This window comes from Spirochaetae bacterium HGW-Spirochaetae-1 (assembly GCA_002839375.1).
Classification (GTDB): domain Bacteria; phylum Spirochaetota; class UBA4802; order UBA4802; family UBA5550; genus PGXY01.
This window is the reverse complement of sequence record PGXY01000012.1, coordinates 43431-61108: the sequence shown is the minus strand read 5'-3', so window position 1 is coordinate 61108 and position 17678 is coordinate 43431. Positions and strand designations below refer to the sequence as shown.

At 47.4% G+C, this 17678-nt stretch carries 13 protein-coding genes; 11 read left to right on the top strand and 2 right to left on the bottom strand.

Annotated elements, in window-relative coordinates:
* Nucleotides 1-16 precede the first annotated feature (16 nt).
* Nucleotides 17-739: a hypothetical protein gene (locus tag CVV44_22760; GenBank protein PKL35200.1), complete on the top strand. Its 723-nt coding sequence runs from the start codon at nucleotides 17-19 to the stop codon at nucleotides 737-739.
* A 263-nt stretch (nucleotides 740-1002) separates the two neighbouring features.
* Here CVV44_22760 and CVV44_22755 read toward each other — a convergent pair whose 3' ends face one another.
* Nucleotides 1003-1233, bottom strand: a complete 231-nt coding sequence (locus tag CVV44_22755) for a hypothetical protein (protein PKL35199.1) — start codon at nucleotides 1231-1233, stop codon at nucleotides 1003-1005.
* Between CVV44_22755 and CVV44_22750 the strand changes: the two genes are divergently transcribed.
* The 10 genes from CVV44_22750 to CVV44_22705 all read left to right on the top strand — a co-directional run bounded on the left by CVV44_22750 (nucleotide 1232) and on the right by CVV44_22705 (nucleotide 12743).
* Entirely contained in the window at nucleotides 1232-1531 is a 300-nt protein-coding gene (locus CVV44_22750; GenBank protein ID PKL35198.1) for a hypothetical protein, read from the top strand. The genes CVV44_22755 and CVV44_22750 overlap by 2 nt on opposite strands.
* A gap of 135 nt (nucleotides 1532-1666) precedes the next feature.
* Nucleotides 1667-2491: a hypothetical protein gene (locus CVV44_22745; protein PKL35197.1), complete on the top strand. Its 825-nt coding sequence runs from the start codon at nucleotides 1667-1669 to the stop codon at nucleotides 2489-2491.
* Between the two features lie 184 nt (nucleotides 2492-2675).
* Nucleotides 2676-3089, top strand: coding sequence for a hypothetical protein (locus CVV44_22740; GenBank protein PKL35196.1), 414 nt, complete (start codon nucleotides 2676-2678; stop codon nucleotides 3087-3089).
* 7 nt (nucleotides 3090-3096) lie between these two features.
* Nucleotides 3097-3732 (top strand): methyltransferase type 11, encoded by a 636-nt coding sequence (locus CVV44_22735; protein ID PKL35195.1) that lies wholly within the window; start codon nucleotides 3097-3099, stop codon nucleotides 3730-3732.
* A gap of 181 nt (nucleotides 3733-3913) precedes the next feature.
* Nucleotides 3914-5233 (top strand): radical SAM/SPASM domain-containing protein, encoded by a 1320-nt coding sequence (locus CVV44_22730; protein PKL35194.1) that lies wholly within the window; start codon nucleotides 3914-3916, stop codon nucleotides 5231-5233.
* Nucleotides 5233-6534, top strand: a complete 1302-nt coding sequence (locus CVV44_22725; protein PKL35193.1) for a thioredoxin-disulfide reductase — start codon at nucleotides 5233-5235, stop codon at nucleotides 6532-6534. Before CVV44_22730 ends, CVV44_22725 begins: the two co-directional genes overlap by 1 nt.
* On the top strand, nucleotides 6531-7082 hold the full coding sequence (locus CVV44_22720) for a hypothetical protein (protein ID PKL35192.1): 552 nt from the start codon (nucleotides 6531-6533) through the stop codon (nucleotides 7080-7082). The genes CVV44_22725 and CVV44_22720 overlap by 4 nt, the downstream gene beginning before the upstream one ends.
* Nucleotides 7083-7336: 254 nt before the next feature.
* Nucleotides 7337-8725, top strand: a complete 1389-nt coding sequence (locus CVV44_22715; protein ID PKL35191.1) for a hypothetical protein — start codon at nucleotides 7337-7339, stop codon at nucleotides 8723-8725.
* Nucleotides 8722-11817: a multidrug transporter AcrB gene (locus CVV44_22710; protein ID PKL35190.1), complete on the top strand. Its 3096-nt coding sequence runs from the start codon at nucleotides 8722-8724 to the stop codon at nucleotides 11815-11817. The genes CVV44_22715 and CVV44_22710 overlap by 4 nt, the downstream gene beginning before the upstream one ends.
* Nucleotides 11818-12443: 626 nt before the next feature.
* Nucleotides 12444-12743, top strand: coding sequence for a competence protein ComFB (locus CVV44_22705; protein PKL35189.1), 300 nt, complete (start codon nucleotides 12444-12446; stop codon nucleotides 12741-12743).
* Nucleotides 12744-12821: 78 nt separating this feature from the next.
* On the opposite strand, the gene CVV44_22700 is transcribed toward CVV44_22705, so the two are convergent.
* Nucleotides 12822-17612 carry a hypothetical protein gene (locus CVV44_22700; protein PKL35188.1) on the bottom strand — a complete coding sequence of 1597 codons (4791 nt, stop codon included), beginning with the start codon at nucleotides 17610-17612 and terminating at the stop codon, nucleotides 12822-12824.
* Between the last annotated feature and the right edge of the window lie 66 nt (nucleotides 17613-17678).

Below are 17678 nucleotides of genomic sequence, written 5' to 3'. Positions count from 1 at the left end.
CACTGGGAGTGTAAATATGAAGAAAAAAACGATATCATCTATTTTAATCAGCACTATTATAATTGCCGCTGCCGCCCTCTTCACCAATTGTTTTAATGACGACATGGCCATCGTAACTATAAGATTGGAGAGGAACGACCTGGCTGCATTTAAACAGGAAAAGACTAAACCACTCATAGACCGGATATTGGAAATATTCAGTTCTCCTGCCCATGCCGGAGGTTGGGAGGACATTCGTGATAATTTAAGTTACACCGTCACAGGGCCTGACATGGAAACCATTCCCTTGACACCCATCGCTTCCGGTACTACTCAATTCAGCATAGAAGTGCCCGCTGGTTTGAATCGTCATTTTACTGTTACTGCATATAATTCCACATGGGGATATGATGTCTGGGGCGGCCAAGCAACAGTAAGTCTCACGGCAGGACAGGAAGCAAATGTAACAATAAAAATGATACCAAAAACTGCAATTTATAGTGCTTCAGGTTCAACAGAGCTTACTGTCACATGGGGAATCATTGGTGGTCAGTATAATTTTTCCCGTTATATACTCTACCGATCGACAAATATCAATGGTCCTTATAATGAAATAACAACAATTTCAACATATTCTACAGGTTTTTACTATGATTATGATGTAACATATGGAACAACATATTATTATAAAATTGCCATAGAAAGCGACGCTGACGGTCTGGGGGTATTGAGTGATGCTGTTTCAGGCATGCCAAATTAATTCATAAAATAATTGATTCGGGAACATAGCTGTATGAAGAATTTAACCCTAATGAGGATAAATTTTATGAGAAATAAAATAGTATTAATAGCTCTTACTATTTGCATGTCCCTCGTTATAGCTTTTTCTTTCATTAGTTGTTACTCCGGCGACACGGCAATTGTGACTATTCACATCCAGGGCGGAAACACTGCCGCAGCCGAACATCCTCTTAAGGTAAAATCTCTTATTGAGCGATTTCTCATGCTTTTTAGTTCTCCGGCCTATGCCTGGAGCGATGACAGGGAAAGATATTCTTTAACCATAACAGCTCCCGACATGGAAACGATCATGCTTGATTCTATTACCCCCGAGACTACATCAGTCAGTCTGGAGATTCCAGCAGGATTGAACCGTGAAATTACTTTGGCGTGTTTTGAATATGAAGATTCAGTAACATGGTTAGGGCGAAGCAGTGTTTCACTGACAGCGGGACAGGAATCAAATATTGTCATGAAAATGATTCCTGTTACAGCCTTGACAGAAGTATATAACAACGGGGAGTATATGAGTGTGCGTTTCGGTAATGCATCCCCCTATGCTCTGGGATACCGCCTGTATCGATCAAATACCAGAGAAGGGACTTATACTTTTGTAGCCAATCATATTTTGGGGAACTGTGAAGAAGAATGCTGGATATACGACTATTCCACGTCACCATCTGATACATACTTCTACAAAGTTACAGTAATTGGAGAATATGGAGAAGGATTGCCCACTGATCCTCAGAGTAATCCCTTTCCAGCCAAGTAACACGGATTAATTTTTCTTATTTATCTGCCTTCCATCAAGGTTTTATTCATGGCAGTAAAAGGCACTGCCTGCCCACTCTCCTATATCTTTGCGTATCACAGGGATTGACTTGCCTGAAACATGATTTTAATGTGAATGCCACACAACATATTTTTGCTTTACAAATTTCATGCAAAAATATATTTATTCATAAGTTATGATCTATTCACACAAAGGGACAGAGTTATGAAGAAAAAAAGCGTACAGACTATCTTGGTCTTAGTGTTACTTTTTGTTACGTTATGTGTTTTTTCCGGCTGCTTCTCCGGAGACACAGCCCTTGTTACCATTCACATCGAAGGCAGAAATACTGCCGCAGCAGAGCATATTGTTAAGCCTAAATCGCTTATTGACCGGTTTCTCATGCTTTTCAGTTCACCGGCCTATGCCTGGTCATACACACCGGATTCATTAACTATTACAGTAACCGGATCAGGAATGGAGCCCATAGAATATACGCCTGAGAACTTTTCAGATGAATCAGCAGAATTTACTTTTGAAATACCAGCAGGCCCTCAAAGACTTTTTACTATAATTACAGCGAATGGCGATTCAGGGATTAACTGGGGTGCTCAGGCTACAGTAACGTTGACCGCCGGTCAAGAAACGTATCTCATCTTTAAGATGATACCGATAACTCAAATATTTGCCGGGTCCGAAGGAACTTATAATTTTATCACGATTGATACAGTAGATGCCAGTAACGCCTCTGAATACCGTATCTATCGTTCTACATCAGCAAATGGTCCTTATTCCCTGACAGGGATAGAGCCTGTTGATACAGGCTATCCTTCATCAACCTATTATGATTCATCCTACCCGCCAGGAACTTATTACTACCGTGTCTCCATCTATGGAAGTAATGGTGAGGGAATTATGTCTGAAATTTCCGACCCAGTAGAATTTTATAATATTGATTAATCCATATATTCCTCTCTTTCATTACCTAAATGTTCCTGACGTACTTTTTTTACTGTCGGTAGCATTATCTATCTTCTTATTTTTTTTAAAGAATCTTTGCTAATAACTTGACTTTCCGCAATTATTCACTATATTTGTTATATGAAACTATTGTCATTATCAACTATTTACAGCGACAAACAATATGACTGAGACAATTCTCGACAACATCATCCACCTGAAGGAACGATGCAATTCCCTCCTCGATGAATTCGGCGCTGACCTGGGACTTTCCTCCCGTGAATCGGCCCTGCTCCTGTCACTGGAAGAATATGAGGAAATCAATTCCAATTCCCTGTCGGAGAGGATGAATCTTTCAGCCTCGCGCATCAGCAGGATCGTGGACCGGCTTATCCAGAAAGGGTATCTGCACCGCAGACCCGCTGAAGATGACCGCCGCTATATCGAGATATCCTTAACCGTGAAAGGCATGGAAGCAAAAAAGAAGATTGCAGAAGTAAAGAAGATATGCGAAGATAAAATCAGATCAAAGATAAATGCCGGCGATATTGAGACAGTGAAAAAGGCGCTGAATATCCTGCTGCATTCCATGGAGTAAGGCAAGTATGGAAAACGTTAAAATACTGGGCCAGATCAACAAACGGTACAGCTCACTGGCCGAGAGCAACTGCTGTCTCTCGTGCGGAGGTGCCATCAATTATACAAATGCGCAGACAGGGGAAATATGCCTGGATATGGGCAGCGGCCGCGGAAACGACGTGCTGCGCCTCGCCGATATGACAGGCCCCGACGGTTTCGTCTACGGACTCGACGTCTCCGACGGTATGATCGAGAAAGCCAGGAAGAACGCTGAAAAATTCGATGTGAACAACGTGCGGTTTCTCCAATCTGAACTGGAAATAATACCTGTTGCCGATGATCATCTTGACCTGGTCATATCGAACTGCACCATCAACCATGCCCGCGACAAGAACCGTGTCTGGAAGGAAATATTCCGTGTCCTGAAACCGGGAGGCCGTTTTGTCGTGAGCGACATTTACTCATCGGAACCGGTGCCCGAAGAGCACCGCAACGATCCCGTGGCCGTGGCCGAATGCTGGGCCGGTTCCGTGACGCGTGATGAATACATGGAACAGCTCAGGGATGCCGGATTTGACAACATTGAAATAATTGAAGAAAGCGCACCCTATCCCAAGGGGAAAATAGAGGTTTCGAGTTTCACCATAAGGGGTTACAAATAACAACGCACTTATTTAACAATAAGGAGATACAAATGAAGTCACTGATTCAAAAAAAGGCTGATTCCGATCAGCAGGTAGCGCAGTGCTGCGCGAAGATTTCGAGCATCGTAGCCGGCTGCCACGACTAACACGGTCAGCTGCGGGTGCAAACCCGCAGCTGATTTTTAGAAGGAAACTGATAATGAATTTTTCAAAATATAACATCGTATCAAAAATAAAGGGCTCCGGGAATTATTTCATTCTTAACGCCCTGAGCCGCAATGCCGACATCCTGACGCCGGAAAAAGCCGATGAAATATCCCGGGGCAGCTACAGCGATATCGACGAATATATCGCCAAGGGCTACCTCATCGATGAAGAGGAAGAGAATAAACTCTACCGAAAAAGCTATCTCGACTTTATAGACGGGCGCGACAGTTCCGAGATACAGATATTCTTCGTTCCCCAGTATGCCTGCAACTTCGCCTGTTCATACTGCTACCAGGATGAATACGCCTGGCAGCACACGGGCGTGAACGAAGATATAATCGAGGCCTTTTTCAATTATGTGAACAGCGAATTCGCCGGGCGGAAAAAATATATCACCGTCTTCGGCGGCGAGCCCCTTCTCCCCGACCAGGCATCACGGAATAATTTGGCCATGATACTTGACCATGCCGGCCGCAGCAATACGGGCATCGCCATTGTGACCAATGGTTATAATCTTATAGACTACGTGGATATGCTTTCATCCTCGAAAACCCCGATCAGGGAAGTCCAGGTTACCCTGGACGGCACAAGAGAAGTCCATGACCGGCGCCGCGCCCTGAAAAACGGCCAGGGAACCTTTGACCGCATAGTCCAGGGCATTGACGCGGCCCTGACGGCGGGATTACCTATCAACCTGCGCATGGTCCTGGACAGTGAGAATATTGGCGACCTCCCCGCCCTGGCCTCCTTTGCCGTTGACAGGGGCTGGACGGGCAATCCCCTGTTTAAAACACAACTGGGCAGGAATTACGAGCTCCACCACTGCCAGGCCAACAGTATTCGTCTCTACGACCGGGTAAGCCTCTATGAAGAAATCTACAACCTCATGCTTAAACATCCCCAGATCAAAGAATTCCACCGGCCCGCCTTTTCGGTTACGCGTTTTCTTTATGATAACGGCGAGCTTCCCGATCCACTTTTTGATTCCTGTCCCGGCTGCAAGACGGAATGGTCCTTCGATTACACGGGAAAAATCTATCCCTGCACTGCCAATGTGGGCAAGGCCGGCGAAGAAGTAGGTTCATATTATCCTGAAAAAACATTAAAAGCTGATATAATTGAAACCTGGGAGGAACGTGACGTGACGTCCATACCGGAATGCCGCCAGTGTTCCCTGCAGCTGATCTGCGGAGGCGGATGTGCTGCCGTGGCAAAAAACAAAACCGGGAATATTCAGTCCCCTGACTGCAGGCCCGTTGACAGGCTGCTGGAAATGGGAATATCTTTATACTACGAAAAAGGAGTTATGTGATGTCTGAAAAAATATTGTATATCAAGGCCGAAGACTGGGAAGAGAAGGTGCTCAAGAATGGTACCGTGGTAGTGGACTTCTATTCATCGGAGTGCCCGCCCTGCGAGGCCCTGGCCGCAAAGTATGAACCGCTCAGTGAATTGTACGGCGATGATATTACCTTCATAAAAATTTTCCGCCAGGAGAACCGCGGCCTTGCCGAGGGCCTGAAAGTGACCGGTTCCCCAACGGTACTCTTTTACAAGGACGGAAAAGAAGCGGGCCCCCGCCTCATGGGAGGGATAAAACGCTCCGACCTGGTGAAGCAGCTCGACGGCATGCTCGCTCCTGCACGTGTTAAGGAAATTCATGCAAAGATAAAACCCGTCACCACGGAATGTGATGTGCTCATCCTGGGAGGCGGGCCTTCGGGCCTCACGGCCGGCATTTACGCTGCCCAGGCGAAACTTAAAACCATCATGGTTGATATTGCCCTCACGGGAGGACAGGTAACTACGACGCACATGGTTTCCAATTATCCCGGTTTTGAAAAACCCATAGAGGGATTCATGCTCATGCATTACATGAACGAACAGGCAAAAAACGCCGGGATGATGCTCCGGGCCGCCGTGGATGTGTCCGATGTTGACATGACGGGCAAAACCATTCTCGTCGACGGATTCGAGACCATAAAAGCCAAAAAGATCATCATCTCCACGGGCTCGGCGTACCGCGAGCTGGGTGTGCCGGGAGAAATAGAATACAAGGGACAGGGCATATCCTACTGCGCCACCTGCGACGCCAAATATTTTGAAGGGAAGGATGTCATCGTTATCGGCGGCGGCAACAGTGCCGTGGAGGAATCGCTTTTCATCACAAAGTTCGCCCGAAAGGTTACCATCGTCCACCAGTTCGACAAGCTCCAGGCCAACAAGGTAGCCCAGGAAAAGGCCTTTGCCAATGAAAAAATTGAATTCATTTTTGAACATGAACCCCGAGCCTTTGTCCGCAATGAGGACGGAACAATGACCGTCACGGTGGAAAACCTGAAAAACAGCAAAAGAGAAACGATGCACGCCGACGGCGTCTTTATCTTCGCCGGCATGAAACCCAACCTGAGCGGTTTTTCCGATAAACTGGCACTCGATGAGTGGGGATACGTGAAGGTCGACGACCAGATGCATACCAGCATACCGGGGATATTTGCAGCCGGTGATGTAGTGAGCAAGCGATACCGCCAGATCACCACTGCTGTTGCCGATGGAACCATTGCCGCAATCGCGGCCGAGCGGGATATTGAAAACGAGAGTGCTTCTCATTGAATTGCGTTAACTGCAATTCAAAAGCCTGTAAAGCAAAAAGCGTGGACTGCACCGGTGAAGGTCAATCCACGCTCCGGAAATATCATGATGAGAATATTTCCAGGCTATACGCCGATGCCGACAGCCTCGTGGCCGGCGGGCGCGCCGGAACCCTGTCGCGCATTGAAGAAATAGCCGAATTTTCCGAAAAACAGGGATATAAACACATAGCCCTGGCCTACTGCTACGGCCTGGAACCACTTGCCCGTGATGTACACGCCTTTCTTACCGAAAAAGGTTTTTCCGTTTCCTCTTTCCGGTGTACCATCCAGGGGCTCAGGGAAAAGGATATTGTCGATTCCCTGGGAGACTCGGTGTCCTGCAATCCCATCGGACAGGCCGAGACCATAAATAAAAGCGATGCCGGCCTGGTTATTGAAATAGGCCTTTGCCTGGGCCATGACATCCTTTTTCACCAGCATATCAAAAAACCCTTCACGGTTTTTACGGTAAAAGACCGCGTTTTCAACAATTCCCCCCACCTCTATTTCAGCCGGGACAAAAAATAGCATTGCATTGTATTGCGGCCCCTGAATCGGACTGAAACTGGACAATCTTCAATATTTTTAACACCCCGTGGAACCGGTCTTTAAAAACCGTGGTCTAACCATAACGACGCGGAGATGAAAATATTAAACTCCTGATTTTTCTTCTTGAATTATTTTAACTCATTCCGGGTACTATACTTTCGTTTTCCCTAAGGTCTTTCCCTGATACGGAAAAATGTTGAAATAATCAATTTTATTCATTAAAATACAATACTATGAAGAATGTATCGAGCACTAAAATCCGGAACAGAATTGCCGTGAAAAGAGCGGGGAAAAAAACCTGCCTGCTTTTTGCATTTCTGTTAACGGGCTCAATCATGGGTACGGCGGAAGTCATCAATGAAGTGAGCGGCATAAGCGCCGACGACATCAAAATCGCTTCTGTTAAGACTGAATTGACTCTCTTCGATGTGTATGCCCTGGCCGTCCATAATTCCCAGCAGCTTCCCGCAGCCCGTGAAATTCTGCTCCAGGCCCGTTCCCGGAAACATCAGGCCATTGGGTCAGTTCTTCCCCGTATTTCCATAAAGGGGAATGTTATCTTCCTTGAACCCGACAATCAATCATCGTCTACGCAGCAGACAAGTATCAGCCTTTACGCGCGGCAGCCCATCATCACCGGTCTCGATGAAATAACGGCTTTTAAAAACGCCCGTTATGAATCAGCCATTGCGCGGTATGAGCTGGCAAACAGTGCGGGAGCTCTTCTCGACAGCACGGCTTACTGCTTTTTCCATATCCTCCAGCTTGAAAAGTCATTAAAAAACAGCAATGAAATTCGTGACCTGTACCTCAAGACAATGCAGGAACTGAACCGCCGGGTCCTCGTGGGAAAAAGCCGCAGAAGCGACCTGCTGAGAACCAGTGAGAAAATCTACCGTATCGAGGCCACGATCAGGGCCCTTGAAAGCGAGCTTATGCGGTGCAGGCTGGAGCTTCACGCTCTTGCCGGTATTCCCGTCGATGCCGTATTGATAGAAGGAAGTGATCTGCACGACCCTGCAGAAATACCTGACCCTATCAATCCCCTGGTGGAGAACCGCTGGGATATCAAGGCTGAAATTGAGAGGGTAAAGCTTGCCCAGGCCAATATATGGGCCTCGGCAGGAGGTCAATTTCCTTCCGTGTACCTCGAAGGAGCCTACCGGCTCTATCAGGAAAGCCCCAATTCCGGTTCCGAGTATTATGGGGCCCTGGGATTTGAAATTCCACTTCTGGCCGGTGAAGTTCCCGGCCGTGTTGAAGAACGTTTTTCTATTAAACGGCAGGCCGAACTGAATCTTGCGGCAAAACGGAAAGATGCTGAAAGAGAGATACGCGATTCGTTCCAGGCCTGGAAGGGTTCCCTTGCTGAAACTGAGAGTTACCGGAAGGCCCTGGATGCCTCGGAACGGAACCATGAAGTGATAATGAACGAGTACAGGCTGAACCTGGTTACCATTCTTGATGTTTTGACAACACTGGAATCACTGCAGAACGCGCGCAATGATTACGCCCGGATCGTGCTCCAGCACCGCCTGGACAGGATTCGCTGCGGTATCGCCGTCAACGAGCTGTCGGGCCGGGGCATATCCATACTTAAAAATTCGGAAGAGTCAAAATGAGCATATCGGATATATCGATAAAAAATCCCGTTTTCGCATGGATGCTCATGGCAGGTCTCATGCTCTTCGGGTTGATTTCCTATAATCGGATGGGAATATCCCAGCTTCCCGACGTGGACTTTCCTGTAGTGAATATCAACGTTACATACGAAGGGGCCTCTTCGGAAATAATGGAAACCGACATTGCCGACGTGATTGAAGATGCGGTTATGAGCGTTGAAGGCATACAGGAAGTCCGTTCGACATCCAGGGACAGTTCAACCAGTATCACCGTGGAGCTGGATATCAATCGCAATGTTGACGTTGCTCTCCAGGAAGTCCAGACAAAGATCGCCCAGGCGCAGCGTCTCCTGCCCAAAGATATTGATCCTCCCATAATCAGCAAACGGAACCCCGAGGATTTTCCCATTATGTGGATCGCCCTTACATCAGACCGTCCTTTAAAAGAAATGATGGTCTTCACCCGATACGAACTCCGGGACAAATTCCAGACAATTTCCGGCGTCGCCGATGTTAGGCTTGGCGGATATGTAGACCGCAACCTGCGTATCTGGGTTGATAAAGACAAACTGTCTCTCTATGACCTCACGGTAGACGATATTATCAACACCATAGGACGGGAGCATGTAGAAGTTCCCGGCGGCAGGATGGAAACCACGGGACAGGAATTTGTTATACGGTCCCTGGGAGAGGCCTACACGGTCGACGCCGTCGCGAACCTGCCCATAACCCTCAGGGGCGGCTCGCCTGTATTCAGCAGGATTCTTATTAAGGATGTGGCGCGTGTAGAAGATAACCTTGACGACATTCGGAGAATATCACGATTTAACGGCGAACGCGCTATCGGTCTCGGCATCATAAAGCAGAGGAAATCAAATGCCATTGCCATAGCCGACGATGTAAGGAAGCTCCTTGATACGCTGAATCCCCAGCTTCCCAAAGGATATAAACTCCAGATAACAAATGATATGACCCGTTTTATCAAGGATTCCACGAGCGAACTTGTCTTTACTATTTTTCTTTCCACCATCCTGACCAGTCTCGTATGTTTCCTGTTTCTCGGCTCATTCAGTTCGACCATCAACATCATTCTCGCAATACCCACTTCGCTGCTCGGCACTTTCATCGTGCTGTACTTTGCCGGTTTCACGCTCAACACGTTTACGCTCATGGCCCTTTCTCTGGTAATCGGCGTGGTAGTCGATGATGCCATCATGGTACTTGAAAATATTACGCGGTATCGTGAAATGGGACAGGACAAGGTAATTGCCGCCGGTAACGGGGCCCGTCAGATCACCTTTGCCGCCCTGGCTTCGACACTGGCCATTATAGCTATTTTTCTTCCGGTCGCCTTCATGTCGGGCATCATCGGAAAATATTTTCTTGAATTCGGCGTCACCATATCAATCGCGGTAATTCTTTCTCTCCTCGAAGCCCTGACGCTCACCCCCATGCGCTGCTCCCAGTTTCTTGAAATAAACAAACGCAACAGCATACTCAACCGCGGTGTCAACCGCGCTTTCGATGCCTTGTCAGTCGCTTACCACAAAGCCCTGGCCTACACTCTTGATCACCGCTGGACTGTCATTATCACCGCTTCAGCAATTTTCTTTTCTTCCCTTCTACTCCTCGGGATGGTAAAGAAGGAATTCATTCCGGCTATGGACCAGAGCCAGTTCATATTACGTTTAAAAACGCCCGTGGGGTCTTCAATCTCGGTCACAGACGAATCCACAAAAAAAATTGAGACCCTCGTTCGATCCATCAACGATGTAAAATCGATATACTGTGCCGTAGGCGGTTTTGGTGGAGGAGAAACAAACAGTGCTATGATCTTCGTCAACCTCAAACAGCCGAAAGATCGCCCCGTGGACCCCAAAACCGGCAAGCGCCGTTCGCAGAACGATGTCATGATCGATATCCGGAAACAGGCGGAAAGATACATCGATGAAATGAAAATATCGATTCAGGACTTGTCCATGAGGGGGTTTTCCGCTTCACGCGGTTATCCCGTTGAATTCGTAGTACAGGGCCCCGACTGGGACAGGCTGAGTGACTACAGCACGAAAATCGCCGATGAAATGAAAAAATCCGGTAAAATGGTTGATGTGGATACCAGTTACGATCTCGGACAGCCGGAGATAAATATCATCCCCAACCGCATTGCCGCTGAAGAACGGGGTGTCAGCATGACCAGTATCGGTAATGCCGTTGGCGCCATGATAGGCGGTAAAATTATCGGGAAATTTACCGAAGGAGGTCATCGCTATGACATCCGCATACGCCTGGCGGATACGGACCGCAGGAAAATCAATGACATAAAAAAAATCTTTGTACGGAATAACAGGGGGGAACTGGTCAGGCTCTCGGAGGTCGTTGATGTCGTGTCACGACGGTCAATGCTGTCAATTTCCCGCGTGAATCGTGCCAGGTCCATAACCATTTACGCCAATCCATCTCCAACATCGTCACAGCAGGAAGCGCTTAATTATGCCATTACCATGGCCCGAAAAATGCTGCCGGAAGGATATCGCGTCGATGTGACTGGTACCGCCAAAACATCAGGGGAATCCTTTTCCAGCCTGACTTTTGCCCTCATAATCGGAATCATAGTGGCATACATGATCCTGGGCAGTCAGTTCAACAGTTATATCCATCCCTTCACCGTGCTGCTTGCTCTTCCCTTCAGTTTCACCGGCGCGATTATAGCTCTCGTAATAACCGGTCAGACGATCAACATGTACAGTTTCATAGGCCTCATTCTCCTCATGGGTCTGGTGAAAAAGAATTCTATTCTGCTTGTCGAATTCACCAACCAGATGCGTCACGAGGGTCTCAGCGTGAAAGAGGCGCTTCTCAAGGCATGCCCGGTCCGGCTGCGACCGATCGTAATGACAACACTCTCAACCATTGCAGCGGCCATCCCGCCTGCCATTGCCGTTGGTCCCGGTGCTGAATCGCGCATACCCATGGCAGTTGCAGTACTGGGCGGCGTTATTTTTTCAACGGTCCTGACCCTCGTAGTAGTTCCCGCAGCATACAGCCTGCTTTCCCGCCTGGAATACGGAAAAGACAATGCCGGGAAGGAATGATAAGGTGAATGGCGGGGCGCTTTTAATTATCTTTCCATTCCACTTCTATCTGCTCATTGCCTATTTTATCTTTTGCAATGGCAGCCAGGTTTTTGATCTCCGTTTTACAGCAATCAATGCCCTTTGATTTTTCAATCCGCGCGATGAGTTCATCGGAGAATTGACTGATAGTTATTTTCTTTCTCATGGTGGATACTCCCTCTGGCAGTTTAATTAAATAAATAGCTATTATATGCTCATTTTCTGTTTTTCAGGCGTTTCAACCTCTCCGCTTTCCCCTGTTGAACCAGGACTTCAACTTCCCCGGTTCATCATTTCCTGAAACATGTATTTAAAGGAACAGGTGACAAACCTGGAATTTTACTCAGGATTTCCGTCATATTCTCTAAACCTTCCCTGCCGCAATAATCGCTGTTATACTACGAATACTATTGAGGCCTCATACTTTATAATAAGGGATCACGCGTTCAATGAAAATCATTTTTTCCATAATCCCATATTTTATTCACGCTGCAGGAGGTATGGTCTCCCGATGGAAGACCCGTCAATAATGATAATTTTATTTGAACTGTCCCCCTGTTGGTGATACTTTGTAAGCACAGGTATTATGCATTTAGGAGGCTGAGATGGCTCTGAAAGATGATTATGATTTTGATCTTCTGGTCAACGAAATTGAGACCCTGGTCATTGATGAACTGGAAAGACAGCTGTCACTGGGCGACAACAGAGATGTTTGCCACTGCCAGGACTGCTTACTGGACATGGCAGCGCTGGCTCTCAACCATCTCAAACCTGCTTACAGGTCATCACTTTCGTACAAAGGAGTGCTGTATAAACAGAACCTTCATTCCGCGAAGAAAGACATGTCCTATGAAAAAGTGGTGAAAGTGGCTATTGAAAAAATAGCCGCCAATCCAGCCCATTGATCCGGTGCACGGCCCTATATGACAGTATAAGGCCGCTGCCGTTCCAGTCCCGGTTCCATGAGGCCAATGAATGCTGAATCATCTCCGGTAGTACCCTTCCGGTCCCAGTATCTTCAATATAACAAGCTGCAGTATTTCTTCATTGATTTCTCCATCCATGGAAAATAGATTTTGCACCATGGCTGCCGGGTTCCCTCCCTCGCTGACAATCTTCGGGGTCAGGAGTTGCCCCATGGATGACACCATGCATCCCTCGGGGGCCACATTGAGAACGAGATCAACGCCGTCACGAATGTTCAGTATTGTCTCTCCAGTATAGGGCACCAGTTCTCCGAAAGGCTTGAATGTGGGAAGAACCGATTTTGCCGCGGCAAAAACCTTTTTCATTGGATGCGACATGGGGAGTCCCGCGGCCTTGTATAGCGGCGCGGCCAGAATATTCCTGAAATTGCCGATGGTCCGTTCCGTATCCTTTTTGATCAATTCCCTGTCATTTATCAGCTTCAGAAGTTTCTGTTTTTCTTCCTCACTATCCGTGGCAAGTATCTCGTGCCTGAAATGCTCTATATCCCGGTTGGCCACGAGAATTCTCGCTTCCAGAACATTCTCAAAAAATATCCAGATGGGTGAATAGGATAGTTCAAAATTGCCATATCCCAGGGCATCAATAACGGATAGAAGAATTTCGTTCAGCTGGGCCACCCGCATATAGATTTCTCCATCCACATGGATACGGATATTTCGCTTGCCGCTTCCCGTTTTTTTAATCCACTTCTTCCTGAACTTTTTCAACATTTTTCTGAATCCGTTGTTGTTATACAGACCGAAAGCGAAATACAGGGCAGGTCCGCCCAATGGGGGAATCATCTTGCTTACACCGTCAACAAAAGCCGTGGCTATTTTCCCCGGTTTGACCTTGTGTTCCAACCGGTAGAATATCTCCGTTTTGAGTTTCCGGTAATCATCCACCATGGCCTGAAATTTTTCCGGCGTAGTGCATTGCGATGCAGCCTTTAGATACATAGAGTGAAATAATCCCTGGAGAATCAGCGACTGGTAGGCCTGTATACCGACCCACTTCTCCACTTCCGCGGTAAAATCATCCTTCCCCAGGAGACTGCTGGAAACATTTTCGATGAGCCTTATATTGGTGCTCTTTTTATCGGAGTCACCTGAACTCCGCGGTCCGAAAAGCCGGTCAAAGGAAATTTTATACAGATGCACATACTGCCCGAGGCGGCATGGGCCGTCTCCTCCGTGCATGAAGAGAACGACCCTGTTCTTTCCTTCAACCACGGGATCTTTCTCTTTCTTCTTTTTGATAAAATCCTCGATTGCGTTTATCATATCCGTATGAACCGCCGCCAGGGGAACACAGACCGAATCGCCCATGTATTTCCGCCCCTTTTTTGCCTTTTCTTCCAGATTGTACGTATCATCATCAAAGTTATCGACAACCGTCACTCCCATGGCCCTGAAAACGCTGATCATCATTCTGTTGTCATCGAGGGTGGGAAAATAAAGAACATCATTTTCAGGATTGAGTGCATCGAGAAAGATATTATTCAATATCTTAAGATCAAAATGAATTTCTTCATCTCTGTTGATCTCGCTGTGCAGGTGTTTTTCCAGCTGGTTTATATGCGTGTTGACCCTGTTTTCCAGGTGCGCCAGCTCGGCAATCATGGCGTCGGACTGAATGAGCAGCGAAGGATAATCGCGGGCGATCTCATTAATCACCGGCAGCGTTACACTGTCAGGACCACACCGGAACGTAGAAACCGTTACAATGGAAATAAGCGTCTCGCCCACACCCGATTCAATCTGCCGTATCAGCTTCTTAAGCCTCTCGTTGATTACGCTCGCATGCAGTTCCTTCCTGGTAATCGCATATATTTTTGATAATATATCGTGGGGATTCCGCCAGTAAATATAATTAAACTGCTCATCGAGATGTGTTTCAAAAACATACGACGGCAGGGCGACTATTCCCTTATCTTTTAAAAGTTTTCCCACATGACTGTCATAAATTCCGGGATTGAGGATGTATTCACGCCCTGTCACAATGGAAATGTTTCGCTTGTTGTCTATGGCGAACTGGATGAAATCGGCGGTCATCTCCGCTACATCGTCGTGAAGCTGCCGGAACTCGACCTGTGCTTTCCGTATGGCCTCAAGGACGTCCGCCTTGGGTATCTTTCTGCCATACCATTCAAACACGGCCTCCATTCTTTCATGCATCTGATCCGCAAGGTATGCCGGATCATCCTTGTTGAGGTTCAGCTCCATGACGTGAAAATGTGCCTCGGGATAGTGTTTCTCGGCAAAATGAAGCGCGATGAGCGGCCCTCCCTGGTTTGTCGTACAGGTCCGGCCCAGGCTCGTCTGACCTGAATTGAGAAAGTCTATCTGCGGAACCAGTATCATCCCCTTTTCTTCCCTGGCCAGTCGCATGAACTGGCCCGTGGCACCGATGTTCGGTGCGCATGAATCGATGGGAAAAAGAGGCTGTCCTTCCAGGATATCCTTTTCCGTCACATTATCGATATGAATGGGAAAATCGAGGTGATGGAGAATGCGACCCAGAAAATATGCCTGTTCGGAAACGGCAAAACTCCTTGGGATAACAAGACGTTTCGCTTCATCACTACGTGGCATTTTGCCGTCGATGAAACGCCAAATGTCGCGGTATGCGTCGGGCGTGTCCGCTCTTTTCCCCTTGTCCAGCCGGGCTTCCATTTCGTTCACTGCTGTGCAGCCGCCAAGACGCAGTTTAATTTCACCGCTGCCCAGTTGTGCCGTAAGCAGCGTCCTGGAACAGACGGCATTCTTATCGCCGCAGGCAGCGCCCCGGCAAACGAAAAGTTTTTTCTCATATGAAAAATCGATAAGGTCCGATAAAATGCTGTAGTCCTGAATCAGGGGCAGCTTCATATCCTCCATGGTCTTAATGAGCCCCAGGCAGGCCCGGTGTCCCGGCAGGGGCGGAACGATGCAATACGTCTTTGATCCGGTATAACCCTGTATACGGTCCGTTACGGCCAGGGGCAGCGGATCACTGAGCATGGTCTGGCCGTGCAGAAGAGCCACGGCGTTACGGGGAAAGTCCACCTGGTCCCAAAGGGTCCTGGCCATATTTTCCACGATGGCATGTGTACACGAGGCAAGTATCTCTCCCCGTGGAAAACCTTCGGCCTGCATTTTCCTGGCGTTTTCCATGAGGAATACAGCACAGGTGGCATTGATTCTATAGGCTTTATCGGCGGTAAATGCCATGTTATAGGCCTCGGCAACATTATCTATACCGAACATGGCCTTCAGGGTGTCCATGAGACTTCCCGTTCCAGCCGAACACTTGACATTCATGGCATTATCAAAAAGCTCTTCCTTCTCAAGGGAGATTATGGATACCTTGGTGTCCTCACCTCCGATATCTATGAGAAGACAAAACTCATTATTAACCGGCCCAACACCCTGTTCTTCCAGTTTTTTGATATGCTCCTTGGCATAGGATATGGCTCCCCTGGCGTGAGCATAGTTTTCAACCAGCACATAAATCCTGTCCTTCAAATGAGGGTAGATAGCGCCAATGGCTTTCTGGACCTGGTATCTGCCGCTTCCTGTGAGCCCCATATTCTGAACATTCAGTCTTTCTATCCCCTGTGCCCGCAGATCGCTAAAGATATGCTTAACTGTCTGTATGGTATCACCGTGATTTTCATATGAATCGGTGAAAAGGATATCACCGTTTTCCGCGTTCGTTACGACCATCTTTGCCATGGTAGACCCGATGTCCAGGGCCATATTGACAGGAATATTTTGAATCATTGAATTATCCATTGCCCTGACACTGTTATCGGTGAAGCGAAAATAAAGGGATTCTTCCTCATATCTTTTTTTAACCGATTCATACGAGGGGAGCTCGATGAGGGCTTTCACCTTCTTAAGCTTTTCCTCTTCCCTCGGTCTGAACCTGTCATGCAGCAGCGTGGTAAGATATTTCATCCCTTCAATAATGATGGTCTTGTCTTCATCATAATGTATCTCATTGATACCTTTCCCCTTGAGAATGTCCTCGGCGCAATCCCGCGCAAACTGCCAGCGGAACACACCGCCCGTGAGATATACCACGTCGATTCCTTCGGGAATTTTATTACAGGGCTTCATGACTTCGGATTTCATAGTCACTGCCAGTGCATGATCCAGAGGTATCCCCTGATTTTTATCGGAGATGGTGGCCGAAGAACTGAAAACCCCGCATCGATCAGATCGGACACTGATATTCTTACGTTTTTCCGCTCCTTCACTGCCCAGATATTCCTTCAGAAGAACATCAACCTCTTCTCTCGTGATGTCCAGTTTCTGCAGTATTCTGCTGAGGTTTACTCCCGACCCGGCACCGCATTTGGGATTAACAATAAGTGAATCTTCGCGGAGTTTTCCATTGTGATCAATACAGATGATGTTATATCCCGAGGCAGACAGGTCTATTATTCCCAGGGTTTGCAGGGGACCATCGTGCTGCCGCAGCAATCGCAGGGCCGAGGCCCATAAAGAGGCAGCCGGGATAATAACCTCTCCTTTACCAAGAGCCGCCCTTGTGATATCGGCAAGCTTTCCCGTTATATATATTGACGGCCCGTTAGCGCTGTCCTGGTCCAGGGCATCAATTTCAGCAAATACATTATTGCCGCGAAATAAGCTGGTGATTTCATCATTATTTTTTATGGTAAGATCCCTCACCAGTATCTTCTCCGCTGAAGAACCGTCCGATCGGTAAAATTGAAGATGCAGGTATTCAACTCCCGCATCGATGAGAACAACCGATGACGCCGATTCATTAATAGTAACATCTGTTTTTTTATTCATTCTTTGTTTCCGATTCCTGAAAATTTTTTAGCATACGTGGAAAATAGCACTACTATCAAGTGTAAA